The following is a 16,699-nucleotide window of genomic DNA, read 5'->3' as shown; positions in this document are numbered from 1 at the left end:
TTAGATTGAATAACTTATTATGAATAAAGTTGCCATCGTTACAGGTGGCAGCTTTGGCATCGGCCTCGCCGTTGTTGAAAAGCTGCTATCAGAAAACTACCAAGTCTTTAATCTCGATATTGCCCCTTCTGAGATTGGCAATTTCGTAGAGTGTGATGTAAGTTGTGTCGAAACGGTTAAGCGCTGTATAGCTGAAATTATTACGCAAAAAGGTCGTGTTGACGCCCTAGTTTCGAATGCCGGCAAACATTTAAGTGCCACCATTGAAGATACCGACGAAGCCACGTTAGACGCGCTATTTAACTTGAATGTCAAAGGCGCTTATGCAGCTATTCAAGCCGTATTGCCAAGCATGAAAACACAAAAAAATGGCGCAATTGTGTTAATGTCATCAGATCAAGCCATCATAGGTAAACCGAACTCATTTGCGTATAACCTTACTAAGTCATCATTAGCTTCAATGGCAAAAACCACAGCACTTGATTACGCAAAGTTTAATATTCGCGCGAATGCAGTGTGCCCTGGCACAATTGAAACGCCGCTATTTCACCACGCTATTGATAAGTACTGTGATAAAAGTGGCGCTAATAAAACAGAAATCGTGGCTGAAGAAGCGCAACTACAGCCATTAGGTCGATTAGGTCAAGCCCACGAAGTCGCTGCGCTAACGGCATTTTTATTGTCTGAAGATGCTAGCTTTATCACAGGCAGCCTACAAAGTATCGATGGGGGCTATACAGCACAATGATGCAGATAATTGATCCACACTTACACTTTTTTGACTTAAGTTTGGGTCAATATCATTGGCTTACTCAAGGCTCAGGCCCAAACTGGCCTAATCTAGAAAAAATAAAACAAAACCACCACTATGCAGATTTAGCCAATACTGAATTTGCAGTGCAAAGATTTGTGCACATAGAGGCTGGGTTTGACAATACCAAGCCAAGTGCTGAACTTGAATGGCTTGCCAATAGTACACCTGAGCATGTCCCTTTTAAAGCCATCAGCTACATTCAAATAGACAGTGAACCAACTATCTTTGAACAGCAACTAACCGAGTTACTATCAGCACCTAACTTCATTGGTATTCGTGATATCACCGAAGGTGAAGATCACCTTAGGTTATTGTCTGATAACACCAAAACAAACCTTAGTACGCTCGCTAAGCACGGTTTAATCTTTGAAGCGCAGTTTGAGCTTTGTCATCTAAATGCTGTAAAAATTGTTGTTGAGCTCGCAAAACAGTACCCTAGTTTCAAAGTTGTTCTCAATCACGCCGGCTTTATTGATAACCTGCATGATTACACTATCGCTTTGTCATTATTAAGAGATACAGATAGCATATTTATTAAGTTTTCTGGCCAGGAACACTGTGCAGATGCTTTAGACTCAAAGGCAAAATTAAAGCTCCTATTGAATTACTTTGGTGAAGATAGAGTGATGTTTTCTTCTAACTATCCCGTTTGTTTAATGCGAGAGGGTTATTTTCAGGTGTGGCAAGGTTACAAACAGTTAGTGAGCGACTCTTTGCTCTGGCATAAACTCAGCTTTGCGAATGCCGAGCGATTTTATTTTGTCAACTCAGTATAAAACCAGTTTGTGTTAGCTACTTACTTAGGCGCTCTGATCCGAACTAAATCATAGGCTTTTAGGCTTGGGACTATAGCTTGCAGACGTGCTTCCGTTTCATCTAGTGAGTTTAAGCACTCACAATATTCCTCTGCTTTATCTTCTAGCTGCTGTGCCTTCTTTTTTAGAGATTTATCGATTTCTTTAGAAATGATCTCCATACGTTGTCCCATATCTGTAATACGCTCTTCAATATTGCCTTCACGCGACTTAAAGGCATCACCGAGTGACACTAGAATAGATCCTAAAGAACCATGGATAGCTGAGTGAATTTTTTGACTGATCTCTTCTGTAAAGAAATCATCAATTTTAGACAGCGACTGAGGCGCGATAAAGAAGAAGTCATCTCCGCGTTTGAATTTATCCATTAACGCACGTTCAACATACTGCAACTGGGTCTTTAATACTTCCGGTTCTTTATCTGACATGCCTTCTACTATTTGCTCAATAGCACTGAGGCCTAAGTTAACCCCATCAGTTGCTAAGCTGACAAGTTCAGGAACGGTATCACGAATACCTAAAGCATATTCACGAAGTACTTTAGTTTCTTCATCATTAAGTTGAATAAAATAACCTTTAATGAGCAATTGTTCATCATGGTTGATTTGCACACGGGTTTGCCCTTTATCGACAATGCGAATAACCGAATCTGTGATGATCAAACCATGATCTAGTTCTACATCACATTTGTCGTTAGCCGACGCAAAGCTAGAAAACAAAGCAGCAAATAAAAACGGTGTAAAATATTGTCGCAAAATAGGGTCCCATAAAATGAAGGCGGGAAGATTAGCAAATTTTAACTTTAAGCTAAATCTATTTTGCGTAACGTACTAGCCTTAATCGACCAGTTTGCGTTTTTTTGAGATACCTGTTCTTGCCGTCTGAGACTTGAAACGTCCAAGCATACTCGGGCTCCAATGAAACGGTTGTATTTGACCAATAATCGCCTTCTTCACCATTAAGTAATTCATTACTGAACAAGAAAATACCCAGCTCTAGCTGAGCTAATGCTGGTGATGCACAACTATGATCAATAATACTGGCGAGTTCTTTTATATTGGGTACATGCCAATCTGTGTAACTGGCGTGACTATTATCATTAGCCTCAAGAAGCGCCTGCTGCCAAGTCAGTTTTTGAATGCTACCCGTACAAGTTCTGGTATCAGCATTATAATTCAAACCAACTTCGCACTGCTGCCACATTAGGCCCGTACTGCGGTCCAATACCACGCCATCGGTTTCATTAATCTCAAACCGCTCGGAAGGGTCAATCTCTCGTTCAGGATCAACCGCTTCAGGAATACAGACTTGTGCCTGACTAAGCGCACTGCCTAAAAGCATAGGTATCAAAACAAATTTGTTACTCTTCATTATTAGATACCTCTCTTACCAAGCGAATATACGCCTTATTATCTTGTTCTAATTCAACTGTTTCACCCGTCAACATATCAAATGCATAGGCTTCTATTAGATTAGTGTTATCACTGGCACCCTCTATACTCGGCTGTGAAGTCCAGTAAAAGCTTGATCCCGTCCAGTTAGGGTTAGCTATATTAGGAAAATAAGTTGGATCAAGCACATAAGAACCACCTGCGACTTCACCATAGTTAAATAACCCTATCATCTCGATAAAAGTCGGTAGCCGCCAATTACGTCCGCCACAGTAATTAGTGGCATTTACTTCATTGATATATATCTGGGTATCGCACCTTACTGAGCTTGAACAGCTAGAAATATCTGTACCAGGCATGCCATTCGGGTAATTGGTTAAATACCAAGTGTAAGTATTTCGAGTGTCTCGTAAAGGCGCATTTGGTGGAATTGCTGAATTCGCTTGCTTCACTTCCCAGATCAAGCCTGTATTGTTATCTTTGACACAACTGAAGTTACTAGTGCTACTATCAAGAATAGGACGGGCATTTTCATCTAATTTAGTAAAATCAAATGCAGCCAAACCGGATCCGGTTTTTCCTTCATTTAAAACAAAGCTATCCCGACCAAGTTCTGCATCTTGCCTCGGAAAAGTCTCATTTTCGCAATCAATCACCGCTTCGCTATTAAAACAACGTTGCTGACCAGTATCATTCAGATTTTCACCCACAGCCCGTCTTTGCACACTGACTTCCATACTGTCTTTGTCGGTAAAACCACCAGGCTCAGTCACCGTCACTTGAAACTTTAACAGCGAAGCGATATCGACATCAGGCGCGGTAAAAGTGGTTTGGCATAGGTTTGCGTCTGAAATTAAGTCGTCAAGTTGTGTTTTAGGTCGCTCTAGCTGCTCCCATAAACAGCTATAGTCTCTGGTAGAAGATAAGCTTCCCGATGCATCTAATTGCCCTTTATCAAACTCAATCACTTTGATGTCTTCACCTGCATCAGCAAATACAACTTGCGCATTTTTGTATAAGGTCAGAGAAAACTCTGTACTACTTTCCCCCCCCTCATCATCGGTGAGAGTAAGTTTAAAACGAGCGGTTTCATTAGCTGATAATAGCGGGTGAATAAAGCTGAGAGTGACTTGATCTTTGCGTTCAAATGTGAGCGAAGGACCACTCACTTGTTGCCAAGCATACTCAATGATTTTGCCGTTTTCATCTGGATCCGTAGATGATTCAGCACTGAGTGTCACTTCATCTTTGTATTGTAAAACATCCCTATCAGGTGCAATTTTCTCAATAAGAGGGAGAGGAAGTTGATTTCGAGAACCAATAGCAATATTGACTGTGTCTGAAACTAACACACCGCTGGGAGCTAAATACTCAACTTTTAATGTGGCTGAGGTATCGGCCTTAACATCCGGCGCTGTTAAACTTAGTTCTTGTCCTTCTTGAGGAAACCCTTTCATATTGGGTCCCTCTATCACCTGCCAGGTAAAAGTACCACCAGATGGAGAGCCGACAGCTGATAAAGTAAAATCGGCTTTTTCTTCAACACCGAAATCTGCCCCCGCATTAACACTGGCATTTTCTATACGGTCATTTGAGTCGGAGCCTCCACCGCCACACCCTAAAAGTAAAAAACTCGCTACAACACTTAGAGATGCTCGACGCAACATAGACGCTCCTAATAGAATTAGAGATAGCTATCTTGATGTATGCGCACAAATAACTTTGTTCCGATCTTACTATAATCGATTTTGTATTCACGCCCATCAAGCGCTTGGATAAACAACAAACGTTTTACTTCCCCAAAAACATCCGCACTTGCGACTTGAACAACTTCTAAATAACGCTCTTTACCTTCACGTCGGTTTCTTGGCAGTCCTTCTTTGAATGGCACAAGTCCATTAGCAGTTACTTTAATTTTTGGGTGTGCCTCACCGTTTACAATTACTAGGTCGAGCTTCTTTTCTTTATGAATAATGGTATTACGTCCACTTTTAATAAAGGCTCTTTCTATACTCATGAATCGTTCCTGTTACTTCTTGCAACGGTGGCCTGTTTATCTAGCAATTCTTGGACCACCATTTCTGGATTTAATTTCCAGTGGTTCAATAGGTTTGAAAAATCCCATATATCCCTATCTAACACATTTGCGGGCAACAATAAGTGGTAGCCTGTCAACGTATGTAAATGTTGCATCCGATTTGCAAACATGGCGATTAAACCGGTATAAATTTGACCCGAGCCCGCTTGGAACTCACTAGGTTCAACAAGCCATTCTGATGGGCAGGAGCCGGATTTGCAATGCATTTTAACAGCTTGTAAAAAAATATGTCGTTGTTCAATTAATAATTTACACGCTAGTCGTGGGTGTAAGTCGTTTAAGAAACGTATTTCATCTTTGAGTTTTATACCTACTGCGTTTAATTCTACTTGTTCAAAACCATCGCTTGCTGTAGGAACTCCGACAGATGAGATATTAGATATTTCGATACTCCACTCACCAACCTTATGATAATAAGTGATTTTTCTATAATTCAATTGAAAGCTATAAAAGGGTTCACGGCTTTTCAAAAAGCCCAAAACCACCGCCATTATCGCTGTGGCGACAAATATAATTTCGATGACACTTATTGGTGTTGCTCTGAGTGTAACAAATAGCATAACAATCGCGATAGCGACACCACCTACCAGCATCAACTCTATACTGAACCTATTTGCAGAGGCCCTTAAAAAAACATGTTTAGTTGATTCAGCCATTGTACAAACTAAAATAAAAAATGAACATCAAAACTGTCCAAACAACATATTTTCTAATTTTCTCACATCGGGGACACTTTTTTTCTGGCTTCATTTTGACATCCACAAACATAATCGGTACAAGCACATAGCTGAGATTTAATTTTCGTTCAACACACAAATTAATACGACCATACTCATTTTTCGATCGTATAAAGCTTGTAAACTGAGCTCATCAATAGCAGTGGTCGAATAACATGTATAACAAGCAATCAGGTAAAGTCCTATTTCCCGTTTTAATTTTAATCTTAATCGCTATTAGTGGTTACTTTTATCTACCAGTGAGCCACAGTAAAACAGGACCTTCGTCTCGCCCAGCAACCCAAGTTGCAGCGCATATAGTTAGTACTGACATCAAAAGTATCAATATTGACGCCGTAGGTACAGCCAGAGCAAACCAAGCCATCAACGTCATCAGTGCACAAAGTGACTATATAGAGTCTCTTACCTTCAAAGATGGCGAGTTTGTGCAAGTTGGGCAAGTGCTTGCCACCCTTCGCGATAAACAAGAGCGTTTAACCGTTAAAGAATTAAAAATTAATTTAAAAGAGCAAAAACGACAACTTAAACGCTTGCAAGAGCTAGCTCGCTCTCAATCTGCTGCCCAATCTCAGCTAGAAGAACAAGCATCTGAAGTCGATGCATTGCAAGCAAAACTTGCCAATGCAGAATCAAAATTGCAAGAGATGGTGATCAAAGCCCCATTTTCTGGAGTGCTAGGTAAACGTCTAGTCGATATCGGTAGTTTTGTGAATAGCAACACCCCTTTCACCACTCTAGATGACATCAGCATTATCAAAGTAGACTTTCAGGTACCTGAAAAGTATCTAGCTCAATTAACCCAAGGCATGCAGGTATCTGCGATTTCAGATGCTTACCCTAATACTCCGTTTACTGGTGAAGTGACACATATTGAACCGCGTATCAATCAAGCAACACGTAGCGTATCTGTCACTGCCAGTTTTGAAAATGAAACCAACCTTTTACGACCAGGTATGCTGATGCAAGTAGCATTGGAGCTGGGCCGTATCGAAGCGCTCATGGTGCCTGAAAAAAGTATCATCCCTCGTCAGGAAAACCACTTTGTGTATATCATCGATGACAACGATAAAGCACAGCAAGTCAAAGTCGAGTTACTTGAACGTTTTCATGGTTGGGTTGCCATTAAAAGTGGTTTAGAAGCAGGTCAACAAGTGATCACCGAAGGTACCATTAAAATTCGCCCTGGCTCTTCAGTAACGACACAGGGGTAATCGAGTGAGAATTACAGATACTGCGGTAAAGCGCCCCGTTTTTGCAATTGTAATTAACCTGCTATTACTCACGTTCGGTATCGTGGCATTTACCATGTTGCCACTGCGTGAATACCCAGACATTGAAACACCAATAGTCAGTGTCTCTACAAGCTATACTGGTGCTTCAAGTGAAGTGGTTGAAACGAAAATCACGCAAGTGCTCGAAAACCGTATATCAGGTATTGAAGGCATCAAGAGCATCACTTCATCATCTCGCAATGGTCGCTCAAACATCACCATTGAATTTAATATTGACCGAGATATTGACGCAGCAGCAAATGACGTTCGCGAGCGTGTTTCACGCGCATTAGATAGACTTCCAGAACAAGTACGTCCTCCTGAGGTCTCTAAATCAAATTCAGATGAGAGCCCTATCGCTTGGTTTGTTCTTAACAGCACCTCTATGAACACGTTAGAACTGTCTGACTTTGCTCAGCGCTATATTGTCGACCGCCTTGCAGTGGTTGATGGTGTTTCTAACGTGCGTATTGGTGGTGAACGTCAATATGCCATGAAAATTTGGTTAGATAGAAAAGCCATGGCAGCACGCGGCATTACTTCAAGCGACATAGAGCAGGTTTTACGTCGTGAAAATGTTGAGCTGCCAGCTGGTGAAATTGAATCTCTTGACCGAGATTTTTCTGTACGCATAACACGTAGTTACAAAACCCAAAAAGACTTTAATAACCTTGTCATTAAACGAGGCGAACAAGGCTATTTAATTCGCCTAGGGGAAGTAGCAGATGTTCTACTTGAAGCCGCTGACAACGAAAGTACATTTCGCGGGAATGGTAAAAACATGGTTGGTATGGGCATTGTAAAGCAAGCCAAAGCCAATACCTTAGAAGTCGTCGATAATGCCCGCAAGGAACTAGAGAAAATTAAGCGTAACCTGCCTGAAGGCACGACGATTCAGGATAGTTACGATTCTTCTATCTTCATTCGTGAATCTATTACCGAAGTTTATCGTACGCTTGCGATTGCTATGGGCTTAGTTGTGGTAGTGATCTTTATCTTCTTAGGTAACATTCGTGCAACTTTAATTCCTGCGGTCACTGTGCCCGTAGCGCTTATCGCTACCTTTATGTTCTTACTCTCAATGGGTTATTCAATCAACTTACTCACTCTATTGGCTCTGGTATTAGCAATAGGTTTAGTCGTGGACGATGCCATTGTTATGCTCGAGAACATTTATCGCCGTATCGAGCTTGGTGAGCCGCCACTTTTAGCGGCATTTAGAGGCGCACGTGAGGTAGGTTTTGCCATCATAGCCACAACACTTGTACTCGTTTCTGTGTTTGTACCCTTGGTATTTATGGATGGTCGAATTGGTGCACTCTTTACTGAGTTTGCTATGGCAACCAGTGCCGCTGTTGTATTCTCAAGCGTCACAGCCCTGACCCTGTCACCAGCTTTATGCTCCAAAGTACTTAAGCCTAGTAGTAGTGAAAGTCGCTTTACTCAGTGGATGGATAAACAATTTACTAAGCTTGAAAATGGTTATCGTAAAGTACTAGAAGATAACTTAAACAGACGTTTCAGCTTATTGGCGGTACTGGTGTTAGCGGGTTTTGCAACTTATACCCTCATGAAGCAAATTCCATCTGAACTCACACCTAGAGAAGACCGCGGTACTTTCTTTGTTATGATGAATGGCCCTGAAGGCGCGAGTTACGAAAACAATGCTGAGAATATGGCAAAGATTGAAGAACGACTACTGCCATATGTTGAAGCGGGTGAACTCAGCCGTGTACTAGTGCGTGTTCCAGGTTGGGGTGGTCGTGGTGGTGTTGCCATCGTAGGTATGCCTGATTGGGACGAGCGCAAGCGTTCAACTTGGCAGGTTATGGGTGAGATCAGCGGCAAAATGCGCGAAGTCACCGATGTGCGTGCTTTTGCTATTATGCGCCGAGGCATTGGCGGCGGCGGTCAGTCACGCCCTATCGAATTTGTACTGCAAGGTAACGATTACGAAGAGCTGGTCGAATGGCGAGATAAAATTTTATCTAAAGCACGCCAGAACAAAGGCCTTGTTCGCCTAGACCATGATTACAAAGAAACCTTCCCACAGTTTTTGGTCAGCATTGATAAATTAAAAGCGGCAGACTTAGGAGTGTCGGTAAGTGATATTGGTCGCACCCTTGAAACTATGTTGGGCCAACGCCGCGTTACCACCTTTATTGACCGCGGTGAAGAATATGATGTGATTTTGAAAGGTACTAAAGCAGATTTCGCTGCGCCTAATGATATTGCTGATATCTTTGTTAAGTCTCGTACAGGAGAACTGATCCCACTAGACAGCTTGATCACTGTGACTGAAGAAGCCACAGCTTCACGTTTAAATCGCTATAACCGTATGCGTGCAATCACCATCACTGCAAACCTTGCGGATGAGTATACGCTGGCCGAAGCTTTAGATTTCTTAAACACGGTTGCTGCTGAAGAAAACCATATAGATGGTGCTGTTGATTATAAAGGTGAATCTAAGCTGTTTTATGAAGGTGAGTCGGCCATGACTTACGTATTCCTACTCGCGTTGACTGTCACCTTCTTAGTGCTTGCTGCTCAGTTTGAAAGTTTTATACACCCACTGGTGATCATGCTAACCGTACCGCTTGGGCTGGTTGGCGCTATGTACGGTTTATTTATCACCGACAGTAGCCTGAATATCTACAGCCAAATTGGTATTGTGATGCTGATTGGTTTGAGTGCTAAAAATGGTATTCTCATTGTTGAGTTTGCCAACCAGTTACGCGACAAAGGCATCGCATTTGAGCAGGCTTTAGTTGATGCTGCCGTTCAGCGCCTGCGCCCTATTATCATGACGTCGCTGACGACGGTAATGAGTGCGATCCCGCTGGTATTTGCGACAGGCCCAGGCTCAGAAAGTCGCATGGTAATTGGTGTAGTTATTTTTGCAGGTGTAAGCGTGGCAACTATACTGACGCTATTTATTATTCCTTGCGCTTATTCGTTACTGGCGCGTAAGACTCAATCACCTGAGTTCTTAAGTCAAAAAATTGCTGAACAAGCACGCACTTTAGAGGAGAAAAATCATGGCTAACATTGCAACGGCAACCTTTGCCGGTGGCTGCTTCTGGTGTATTGATGCGGCTTTTCGCCGCGTCAAAGGCGTTCATAAAGTTGAATCTGGCTACATGGGGGGTCATACCAACGATCCTACCTACAAAGATATCTGTACAGGCATGACCGGCCATGCTGAAGTAGTTCAGCTCAGCTTCGACGCTGATGTCATCAGCTACAGACAACTATTAGATATGTTCTTTACTTTGCACGATCCAACTCAATTAAACCGTCAAGGTAATGACGTAGGCACGCAATATCGCAGTGCAGTTTTCTATCACGATGACGCACAAGCTGAACTGACTGAACAAGCCATCAAACAGTTACAGCCACATTTAGCCGAGAAAATTGTCACTGAGGTAACACCTGCGGTCACTTTCTACTCTGCAGAGCAGTATCACCAAGACTACTTTAATGAGAACCCAAATCAGGGCTATTGTAGTGTGGTTGTGGCCCCTAAAGTAGCAAAGTTTAGTCAAAAGTACGCACACCTACTCGATGAGTAAATTTGCTGATATTCAATAACAAAAAAGGAGCATCAAGCTCCTTTTTTAATGTCTATAATACCAGTTAATCTTTAACTGTCTTTGTTACGGTTTTCTTTTGAAAAAGCTCGTAACTTACGCTTTTGCGATAAAGTCATCTTGTTGCTGCGACCTGCATACGGGTTATCACCTTCTTTAAATTCAATCTTAATCGGTGTACCCATAACGCCAAGTGCTTTACGGTAGTAATTCATTAAGTAACGCTTATAACTGTCAGGTAAGTCATGTACCTGGTTACCGTGAATAACAATCCGTGGCGGGTTGTAACCACCGGCGTGCGCATACTTTAACTTCACTCGACGGCCACGTACTAGCGGCGGCTGGTGATCAGCTTGCGCCATATCCATGATACGACGTAGCATTGCTGTGCTGATACGCTTAGTCGCAGATTCATAGGCTTCGTCAACAGACTCAAATAAGTGACCTACACCTGTGCCATGAAGTGCTGAGATAAAGTGTAAACGGGCAAAATCGATGAAACCTAAACGACGGTCTAGCTCAGTTTTGATACGCTCTTTTACATACTCGTCCAAGCCATCCCACTTATTGATGGCAATGACCAGTGAACGACCCGCGTTTAACGTAAAGCCTAATAAGCTTAAGTCTTGATCAGAAATACCTTCGCGCGCATCAACCACCAATAACACTACATTGGCATCTTCAATGGCTTTAAGCGTTTTGATCACTGAGAACTTTTCGACTACATCGCTGACCTTTTTACGCTTACGTACACCAGCAGTGTCGATCAGGACATATTCTTTATCGTTGCGCGTCATCGGGATATAAACAGAGTCACGGGTCGTACCCGGCATATCGTACACAATCACACGCTCTTCACCTAGAATACGGTTAGTAAGCGTTGATTTACCTACATTAGGACGACCAATAATAGCTAGTTTAACCGGCTTATCTTCAAAACCCGTTTTACCATCTTCCAGCTTCTCGCCATCTTCACCTTCAAGGTAAAGCTCAGCTAAGCTTTCGTCATCTTGCTCAAGCTCTTCAGCTTCGCCTGCCAACTCTGCGATAACAGGCTGTAAAGTATGATCTAATAACTGAGTAACACCACGACCGTGCGCTGCTGCAATTTGGTGAACATCACCCAATGATAATTGATAAAACTCAGCACAATGAGAATCAGCATCGATACCATCGGTTTTATTCGCTACGATAAAGCATTTTTTCTCTTGTTTACGTAAATGCTGCGCAATCGCCTGATCGGCTGCATTCATACCCGCACGGGCATCTACTAAGAATAAAACAATATCCGCTTCTTCAATGGCAAGCAGTGACTGCTCAGCCATTTCGGTTTCAATCCCTTCTTCGCTACCATCGATACCACCTGTATCAACAACGATAAACTCATAGCCATCATAGTTCGCTTGACCATATTTACGGTCACGCGTTAGGCCAGGAAAGTCCGCTACTAACGCATCACGAGTGCGTGTTAAACGGTTAAAAAGTGTGGATTTACCCACATTAGGTCGCCCAACTAGAGCGATCACCGGAAGCATAGACTACCTCATCAATAAACAACAAAAGGCTTCGCAATGCGAAGCCTTGAAAAAATGCATGAATAAACTAACTGTTACGGGATCTTAACCGCGCTAACTTCACCGTCTCGGGTTACCACAATTAATTTGTCTTCAGCTACAACAGGCTCAACATAAAAACCTGAGCTATCAAAACTTTCTCGAGAAACTAAATCACCAGTTTGCTTATCTAACCAGTGTAAGTTACCTTCTTGATCGCCTACAGCTAAATAATTACCAGCAACAGCCGGTGCTGTTAGATACCAGCCACGAAGTCCAGCCTGACTCCAGCGTTCGATACCTGAATCCTTATCTAGCGCGTAAATAACGCCTTCACTGTCAACTACGTATATTACATTCGCTTCAATGCTTATATCGCGATAGCTACTGTACTCACGCTTCCAAATAACGTTACCACTGCGCACATCAACCGCTGCTAAGTTACCATTATAGGCGATTGCGTAAGCAAATGCGCCTACCACGATAGGTTTAGTATCAACATCAACCAGACGCTCAAACTCAGAAGCGCCTTTTGCAGTCGCAACTTCAGCACTCCAAGCGGTATAGCCATTCTCAGCGATCAGTACGGTTAATTTACCGCTTTCTTCGCCAAATAATACACCACCATTAGCGCTAACAGGAGTACTTAAGCCTCGTAAAGTTAGAGCTGGTACTTCTTGTTCATGACGCCAACGTTCTTCACCCGTGTCAGGGTGTAATGCTAGTAGTTTACCTGAGCCTAAATTTACATAGATAAGCCCGTCGCCTGCAGATGGAGATGATAATGCTTCACCAGGCACCGCTTTACGCCAAACTACCTCACCTGTTTCACGGTCAAGTGCGATGACTTCTCCATGCTCAGAGCCAATATAAAGCTTGCCATAAGCCTGTAAAATGCCGCCCGAGAGTTTTGCACTGTCGTTATCAGCCCAAGGCCAAAAGCTCACATTTTCTCGTACATCGACTTCCCAAACGGTATCACCAGAATCAACTGAAATAGCCTCAACTTCACCGTTTCGTGCTGCAACATAAACAATATCGTTATGAATGGTTGGCGTTAAACGAGAGAAGTAATGCTCTACGCCATCACCAACACCGTTCGTCCAATCAACTTGCGTTTCGAATTGGTTTACAATTTCTGGTAAAACAATTTCTTCTTCATCATCGCTCGATGAACAACCTAGCAAAGACGCCATACACAACGCCAATGTGGCCATACTTAGCTTTCTCATCGGAACTACTCCTAAGCTGCTGGCTGAGCTGTGGCTAAATTGTCCAACTTAATCTGTAGTAGGCTGTTATTACCTTCTTTTGACTCAGCAAGCGCAGCTTCATATTCAGAGCGAGCGTTGTCTTTGTCACCTTTTGCAAGGTAAACATCACCTTTTACTTCAGCAACTTGCGCTTTAAAAGCCTCTGGTGTTGTTTGTGATAATGTTTTTAGAGCTGCATCATATTGTTTAAGCTGTGCTTGTACACGCGCTAAACGTAAGATGGCTGTGGCTTTTAGTTCTGGGTTTTGAACATTGTCTTGTAACCAAGTTAGTTTAGTTACCGCCGTTTCAAACTCCCCTTTCTCAACTGCTTCTTTAGCCGCAACAAATGCCGCTAATGCCGCATAGTTTGAACCGCCATTCTCAGTAATGAATGAGTCAGACTTAGAAAGAACTTCACCACTTTCAACTAACTCGTTGTAAGCGTTTGAAGCAGCTTCAGCAGATGTGATCTCGCTTTGGTTATAGTATTTCCAACCGTATAAGCCGCCAAGACCAATGACGATACCTAACGCAAGTGAAACGCCGTTTTCACGGAAAAATCGTTTTATTGCTTCTGCTTGTTGTTCTTCTGTTGAGTAAATTTCCATACAGTCCTCTTATACTGCTAAGTCTATTAACAGTGTTTTTACCTCTTCCAGGCTCACTGTGACTTGTTCTTTTTCTTCTCGCAGATATTTCACGGTTACCTTGCCTTCAGCAAGCTCGCTTTCACCTAAAATTAGCGCAACTAGCGCGTCGCTCTTATCTGCACGTTTTAATTGTTTCTTAAAGTTACCGCCACCACAGTGCACCTGTACACGAAGGCCGGCTACTTCTGTTCTTAATTGCTCTGCAATCACTGGCGCTTGAATACTTGCGGCATCACCCATAGCTGCAACATACACGTCTGCATTACGGCGAATTTCACCTACGCTTTCTAGCGCTTGGAGTAGTAAAACTAAACGCTCCATACCCATTGCAAAACCAACCGCAGGGGTTGCTTTACCACCTAGCTGTTCAACTAGACCGTCGTAACGACCACCAGCACATACAGTGCCTTGTGCACCTAGACTTTCCGTTACCCACTCAAATACAGTGCGGTTGTAGTAGTCTAAGCCTCGTACTAGCTTTTCGTTAACATGATATTCGACGCCTGCTGCGTCTAAACGTTCACATAAATTTGCAAAATGTGCTTTTGACTCTTCGTCTAGGTGCTCAGACAGCTTAGGCGCATCAACCAAGATAGCCTGTACATCTGGGTTTTTGCTGTCTAGAACGCGTAGTGGATTTGAGTACATACGACGCTTAGAATCTTCGTCTAACTTATCAATATGCTGCTCTAAAAACGCCACAAGTGCATCACGATATTCTGCTCGCGCTTCATTTGAACCAAGAGAGTTCAGCTCTAAACGAACATGATCTGAAATACCAAATGCTTGCCATAAACGTGCTGTAAGTAAAATCACTTCAGCATCGATATCAGCAGTCGCAATACCAAACGCTTCAAGACCGAATTGGTGGAATTGACGGTAGCGACCTTTCTGTGGACGCTCGTGGCGGAACATTGGACCCATGTACCAAAGACGCTGCTCTTGGTTATACAATAAGCCGCCTTGGTTACCCGCACGTACACACACTGCAGTACCTTCAGGGCGCAGTGTTAAGCTATCGCCGTTACGATCTTCAAAGGTGTACATTTCTTTTTCAACGATATCGGTAACTTCACCAATAGAGCGTTTAAATAAGTCGGTAGATTCAACAATTGGGAAACGGATTTCTTGATAACCATAAGACGCCACCGTATCACGTAATACTGCTTCTACTTTCTGCCAAACTTGCGTATCACCTGGCAGACAATCGTTCATACCACGAACTGCCTGAATTTGTTTTGCCACTGAAAATCCTAAATCAATCTATTTGCTAAATGCGAGTGCCACACACACAGTGCGCATTGCGGGTAAAGGAATCAAGTATTATACCCAGCTCGCGTAAAACGTAAACGACAGAGCAAAAGATCTGCAGGATATTCTTTGCTCTGTCGGTAATTTTTAAAAATTATTCGACGATTTTAATGTCGATCGCTGGCTGCGCTTGCTTCTTAGCAACAAAATCGCGCACCTGCTCTTCAAGTTGCTCAACGATGTTATCGTTATCAATACGCATCTTTTGACGCTCGCCGTTGATATACAACCCAGAGCGGCGGTTCGCACCAGCAAGGCCAATATCACTCACCAAGGCTTCACCTGGGCCATTTACAACACAGCCAATCACTGACACTGAAATTGGCTCAATGATGTCTTCAAGGCGCTCTTCAAGTTGGTTCATGGTGTTGACCACATCGAACTCTTGACGAGAACAGCTCGGACAGGCAATAAAGTTGATACCACGAGAACGAATACGCAGCGACTTTAAGATATCAAAGCCTACCTTGATCTCTTGTACAGGATCGGCAGCTAACGATACACGCAAGGTATCACCAATGCCTTCGGCTAATAACATCCCTAAACCAACCGCTGATTTTACTGAGCCAGAGCGGAAGCCGCCCGCTTCTGTGATACCTAGGTGAAGGGGTTGATCAATTTCTTTTGCCAGTAGACGATACGCACCAACAGCTAAGAATACATCTGACGCTTTTACAGAAACTTTGAACTGGTCGAAGTTCAAACGCTGTAAGATTTCAACATGACGCATCGCTGATTCAAGTAAAGCTTCAGGTGTCGGCTCACCATACTTTTCTTGTAAGTCACGCTCCAACGAACCGCCATTTACACCGATACGAATTGGAATATTACGTTCGCCCGCAGCATCTACCACGGCACGAATACGATCTTCACTGCCGATGTTACCTGGGTTGATACGTAAACAATCTGCGCCGTACTGTGCCACCTTTAGCGCGATACGGTAGTCAAAATGAATGTCGGTAACAAGTGGAATATCAACTTGCTCTTTAATGCTTTTGAAAGCCTCGGCTGCATCCATAGTTGGCACTGATACACGAACGATATCCGCTCCCGCATCTTGAATAGCACGGATCTGTGCAACAGTCGCATCGATGTCCATAGTATTGGTGTTCGTCATTGACTGCACGGCAATTGGTGCGCCATCACCAATAGGCACGTCACCTACATAAATACGGGTCGATTTTCTACGTTTAATTGGAGATTCTGAAAACAT

Annotated in this window: 15 protein-coding genes; 5 read left to right on the top strand and 10 right to left on the bottom strand. The window is 43.0% G+C overall.

Features of this window, described 5'->3' with window-relative positions:
* Window positions 1-19 precede the first annotated feature (19 nt).
* Together CWB72_RS11525 and CWB72_RS11520 are read left to right on the top strand one after the other, a co-directional pair.
* Window positions 20-748 carry an SDR family NAD(P)-dependent oxidoreductase gene (locus tag CWB72_RS11525; protein ID WP_138631528.1) on the top strand — a complete coding sequence of 243 codons (729 nt, stop codon included), beginning with the start codon at window positions 20-22 and terminating at the stop codon, window positions 746-748.
* Window positions 745-1,590, top strand: coding sequence for an amidohydrolase family protein (locus tag CWB72_RS11520; RefSeq protein WP_138631527.1), 846 nt, complete (start codon window positions 745-747; stop codon window positions 1,588-1,590). Before CWB72_RS11525 ends, CWB72_RS11520 begins: the two co-directional genes overlap by 4 nt.
* A gap of 20 nt (window positions 1,591-1,610) precedes the next feature.
* Here CWB72_RS11520 and CWB72_RS11515 read toward each other — a convergent pair whose 3' ends face one another.
* The 5 genes from CWB72_RS11515 to CWB72_RS11495 are packed head-to-tail and all read right to left on the bottom strand — an operon-like array spanning window position 1,611 to window position 5,774.
* The gene (locus tag CWB72_RS11515) at window positions 1,611-2,384 is read right to left on the bottom strand and encodes a YggN family protein (RefSeq protein WP_436409854.1); all 774 of its coding nucleotides are present in this window, start codon (window positions 2,382-2,384) and stop codon (window positions 1,611-1,613) included.
* A 58-nt stretch (window positions 2,385-2,442) separates the two neighbouring features.
* On the bottom strand, window positions 2,443-3,000 hold the full coding sequence (locus CWB72_RS11510; RefSeq protein ID WP_138631523.1) for a DUF1566 domain-containing protein: 558 nt from the start codon (window positions 2,998-3,000) through the stop codon (window positions 2,443-2,445).
* Window positions 2,990-4,687 carry a DUF1566 domain-containing protein gene (locus CWB72_RS11505; RefSeq protein ID WP_138631521.1) on the bottom strand — a complete coding sequence of 566 codons (1,698 nt, stop codon included), beginning with the start codon at window positions 4,685-4,687 and terminating at the stop codon, window positions 2,990-2,992. Before CWB72_RS11505 ends, CWB72_RS11510 begins: the two co-directional genes overlap by 11 nt.
* Window positions 4,688-4,704: 17 nt before the next feature.
* Window positions 4,705-5,037 carry a hypothetical protein gene (locus tag CWB72_RS11500; RefSeq protein ID WP_138631519.1) on the bottom strand — a complete coding sequence of 111 codons (333 nt, stop codon included), beginning with the start codon at window positions 5,035-5,037 and terminating at the stop codon, window positions 4,705-4,707.
* Window positions 5,034-5,774, bottom strand: coding sequence for a DUF2982 domain-containing protein (locus CWB72_RS11495; RefSeq protein ID WP_138631517.1), 741 nt, complete (start codon window positions 5,772-5,774; stop codon window positions 5,034-5,036). The genes CWB72_RS11500 and CWB72_RS11495 overlap by 4 nt, the downstream gene beginning before the upstream one ends.
* Before the next feature lie 236 nt (window positions 5,775-6,010).
* On the opposite strand from CWB72_RS11495, the gene CWB72_RS11490 reads away from it, so the two are divergent.
* The 3 genes from CWB72_RS11490 to msrA are packed head-to-tail and all read left to right on the top strand — an operon-like array spanning window position 6,011 to window position 10,698.
* Entirely contained in the window at window positions 6,011-7,066 is a 1,056-nt protein-coding gene (locus tag CWB72_RS11490) for an efflux RND transporter periplasmic adaptor subunit (RefSeq protein ID WP_138631515.1), read from the top strand.
* 4 nt (window positions 7,067-7,070) lie between these two features.
* Complete coding sequence (locus CWB72_RS11485) at window positions 7,071-10,172, top strand: efflux RND transporter permease subunit (protein WP_138631513.1); 3,102 nt, start codon at window positions 7,071-7,073, stop codon at window positions 10,170-10,172.
* Window positions 10,165-10,698: a peptide-methionine (S)-S-oxide reductase MsrA gene (msrA, locus tag CWB72_RS11480; protein ID WP_138631511.1), complete on the top strand. Its 534-nt coding sequence runs from the start codon at window positions 10,165-10,167 to the stop codon at window positions 10,696-10,698. Before CWB72_RS11485 ends, msrA begins: the two co-directional genes overlap by 8 nt.
* Window positions 10,699-10,769: 71 nt before the next feature.
* Here the strand turns inward: msrA and der are convergent, their stop codons facing one another.
* The 5 genes from der to ispG all read right to left on the bottom strand — a co-directional run bounded on the left by der (window position 10,770) and on the right by ispG (window position 16,699).
* On the bottom strand, window positions 10,770-12,251 hold the full coding sequence (gene der / locus CWB72_RS11475; RefSeq protein WP_138631510.1) for a ribosome biogenesis GTPase Der: 1,482 nt from the start codon (window positions 12,249-12,251) through the stop codon (window positions 10,770-10,772).
* A 74-nt stretch (window positions 12,252-12,325) separates the two neighbouring features.
* Window positions 12,326-13,501 carry an outer membrane protein assembly factor BamB gene (gene bamB, locus CWB72_RS11470; RefSeq protein WP_138631508.1) on the bottom strand — a complete coding sequence of 392 codons (1,176 nt, stop codon included), beginning with the start codon at window positions 13,499-13,501 and terminating at the stop codon, window positions 12,326-12,328.
* Window positions 13,502-13,512: 11 nt separating this feature from the next.
* Window positions 13,513-14,133 (bottom strand): YfgM family protein, encoded by a 621-nt coding sequence (locus CWB72_RS11465; protein WP_138631506.1) that lies wholly within the window; start codon window positions 14,131-14,133, stop codon window positions 13,513-13,515.
* Between the two features lie 9 nt (window positions 14,134-14,142).
* A complete protein-coding gene (gene hisS / locus CWB72_RS11460) occupies window positions 14,143-15,420 on the bottom strand; it encodes a histidine--tRNA ligase (RefSeq protein ID WP_138631504.1) in 1,278 nt (425 codons plus the stop codon).
* Between the two features lie 160 nt (window positions 15,421-15,580).
* Entirely contained in the window at window positions 15,581-16,699 is a 1,119-nt protein-coding gene (gene ispG / locus CWB72_RS11455; protein WP_138566842.1) for a flavodoxin-dependent (E)-4-hydroxy-3-methylbut-2-enyl-diphosphate synthase, read from the bottom strand.

It is taken from the genome of Pseudoalteromonas phenolica (assembly GCF_005886345.1).
GTDB lineage: Bacteria > Pseudomonadota > Gammaproteobacteria > Enterobacterales > Alteromonadaceae > Pseudoalteromonas > Pseudoalteromonas phenolica_A.
Note: the sequence above shows the minus strand (reverse complement) of the source record. Positions and strands in the feature narration are given on the sequence as shown.

Bases quoted from the DNA above. Each gene is read 5' to 3' on its own strand.
- CWB72_RS11525 (WP_138631528.1), top strand. From the start codon at position 20: ATGAATAAAGTTGCCATCGTTACAGGTGGCAGCTTTGGCATCGGCCTC.
- CWB72_RS11520 (WP_138631527.1), top strand. From the start codon at position 745: ATGATGCAGATAATTGATCCACACTTACACTTTTTTGACTTAAGTTTG.
- CWB72_RS11510 (WP_138631523.1), bottom strand. From the start codon at position 3,000: ATGAAGAGTAACAAATTTGTTTTGATACCTATGCTTTTAGGCAGTGCG.
- CWB72_RS11505 (WP_138631521.1), bottom strand. From the start codon at position 4,687: ATGTTGCGTCGAGCATCTCTAAGTGTTGTAGCGAGTTTTTTACTTTTA.
- CWB72_RS11500 (WP_138631519.1), bottom strand. From the start codon at position 5,037: ATGAGTATAGAAAGAGCCTTTATTAAAAGTGGACGTAATACCATTATT.
- CWB72_RS11495 (WP_138631517.1), bottom strand. From the start codon at position 5,774: ATGGCTGAATCAACTAAACATGTTTTTTTAAGGGCCTCTGCAAATAGG.
- CWB72_RS11490 (WP_138631515.1), top strand. From the start codon at position 6,011: ATGTATAACAAGCAATCAGGTAAAGTCCTATTTCCCGTTTTAATTTTA.
- msrA (WP_138631511.1), top strand. From the start codon at position 10,165: ATGGCTAACATTGCAACGGCAACCTTTGCCGGTGGCTGCTTCTGGTGT.
- der (WP_138631510.1), bottom strand. From the start codon at position 12,251: ATGCTTCCGGTGATCGCTCTAGTTGGGCGACCTAATGTGGGTAAATCC.
- bamB (WP_138631508.1), bottom strand. From the start codon at position 13,501: ATGAGAAAGCTAAGTATGGCCACATTGGCGTTGTGTATGGCGTCTTTG.
- CWB72_RS11465 (WP_138631506.1), bottom strand. From the start codon at position 14,133: ATGGAAATTTACTCAACAGAAGAACAACAAGCAGAAGCAATAAAACGA.
- ispG (WP_138566842.1), bottom strand. From the start codon at position 16,699: ATGTTTTCAGAATCTCCAATTAAACGTAGAAAATCGACCCGTATTTAT.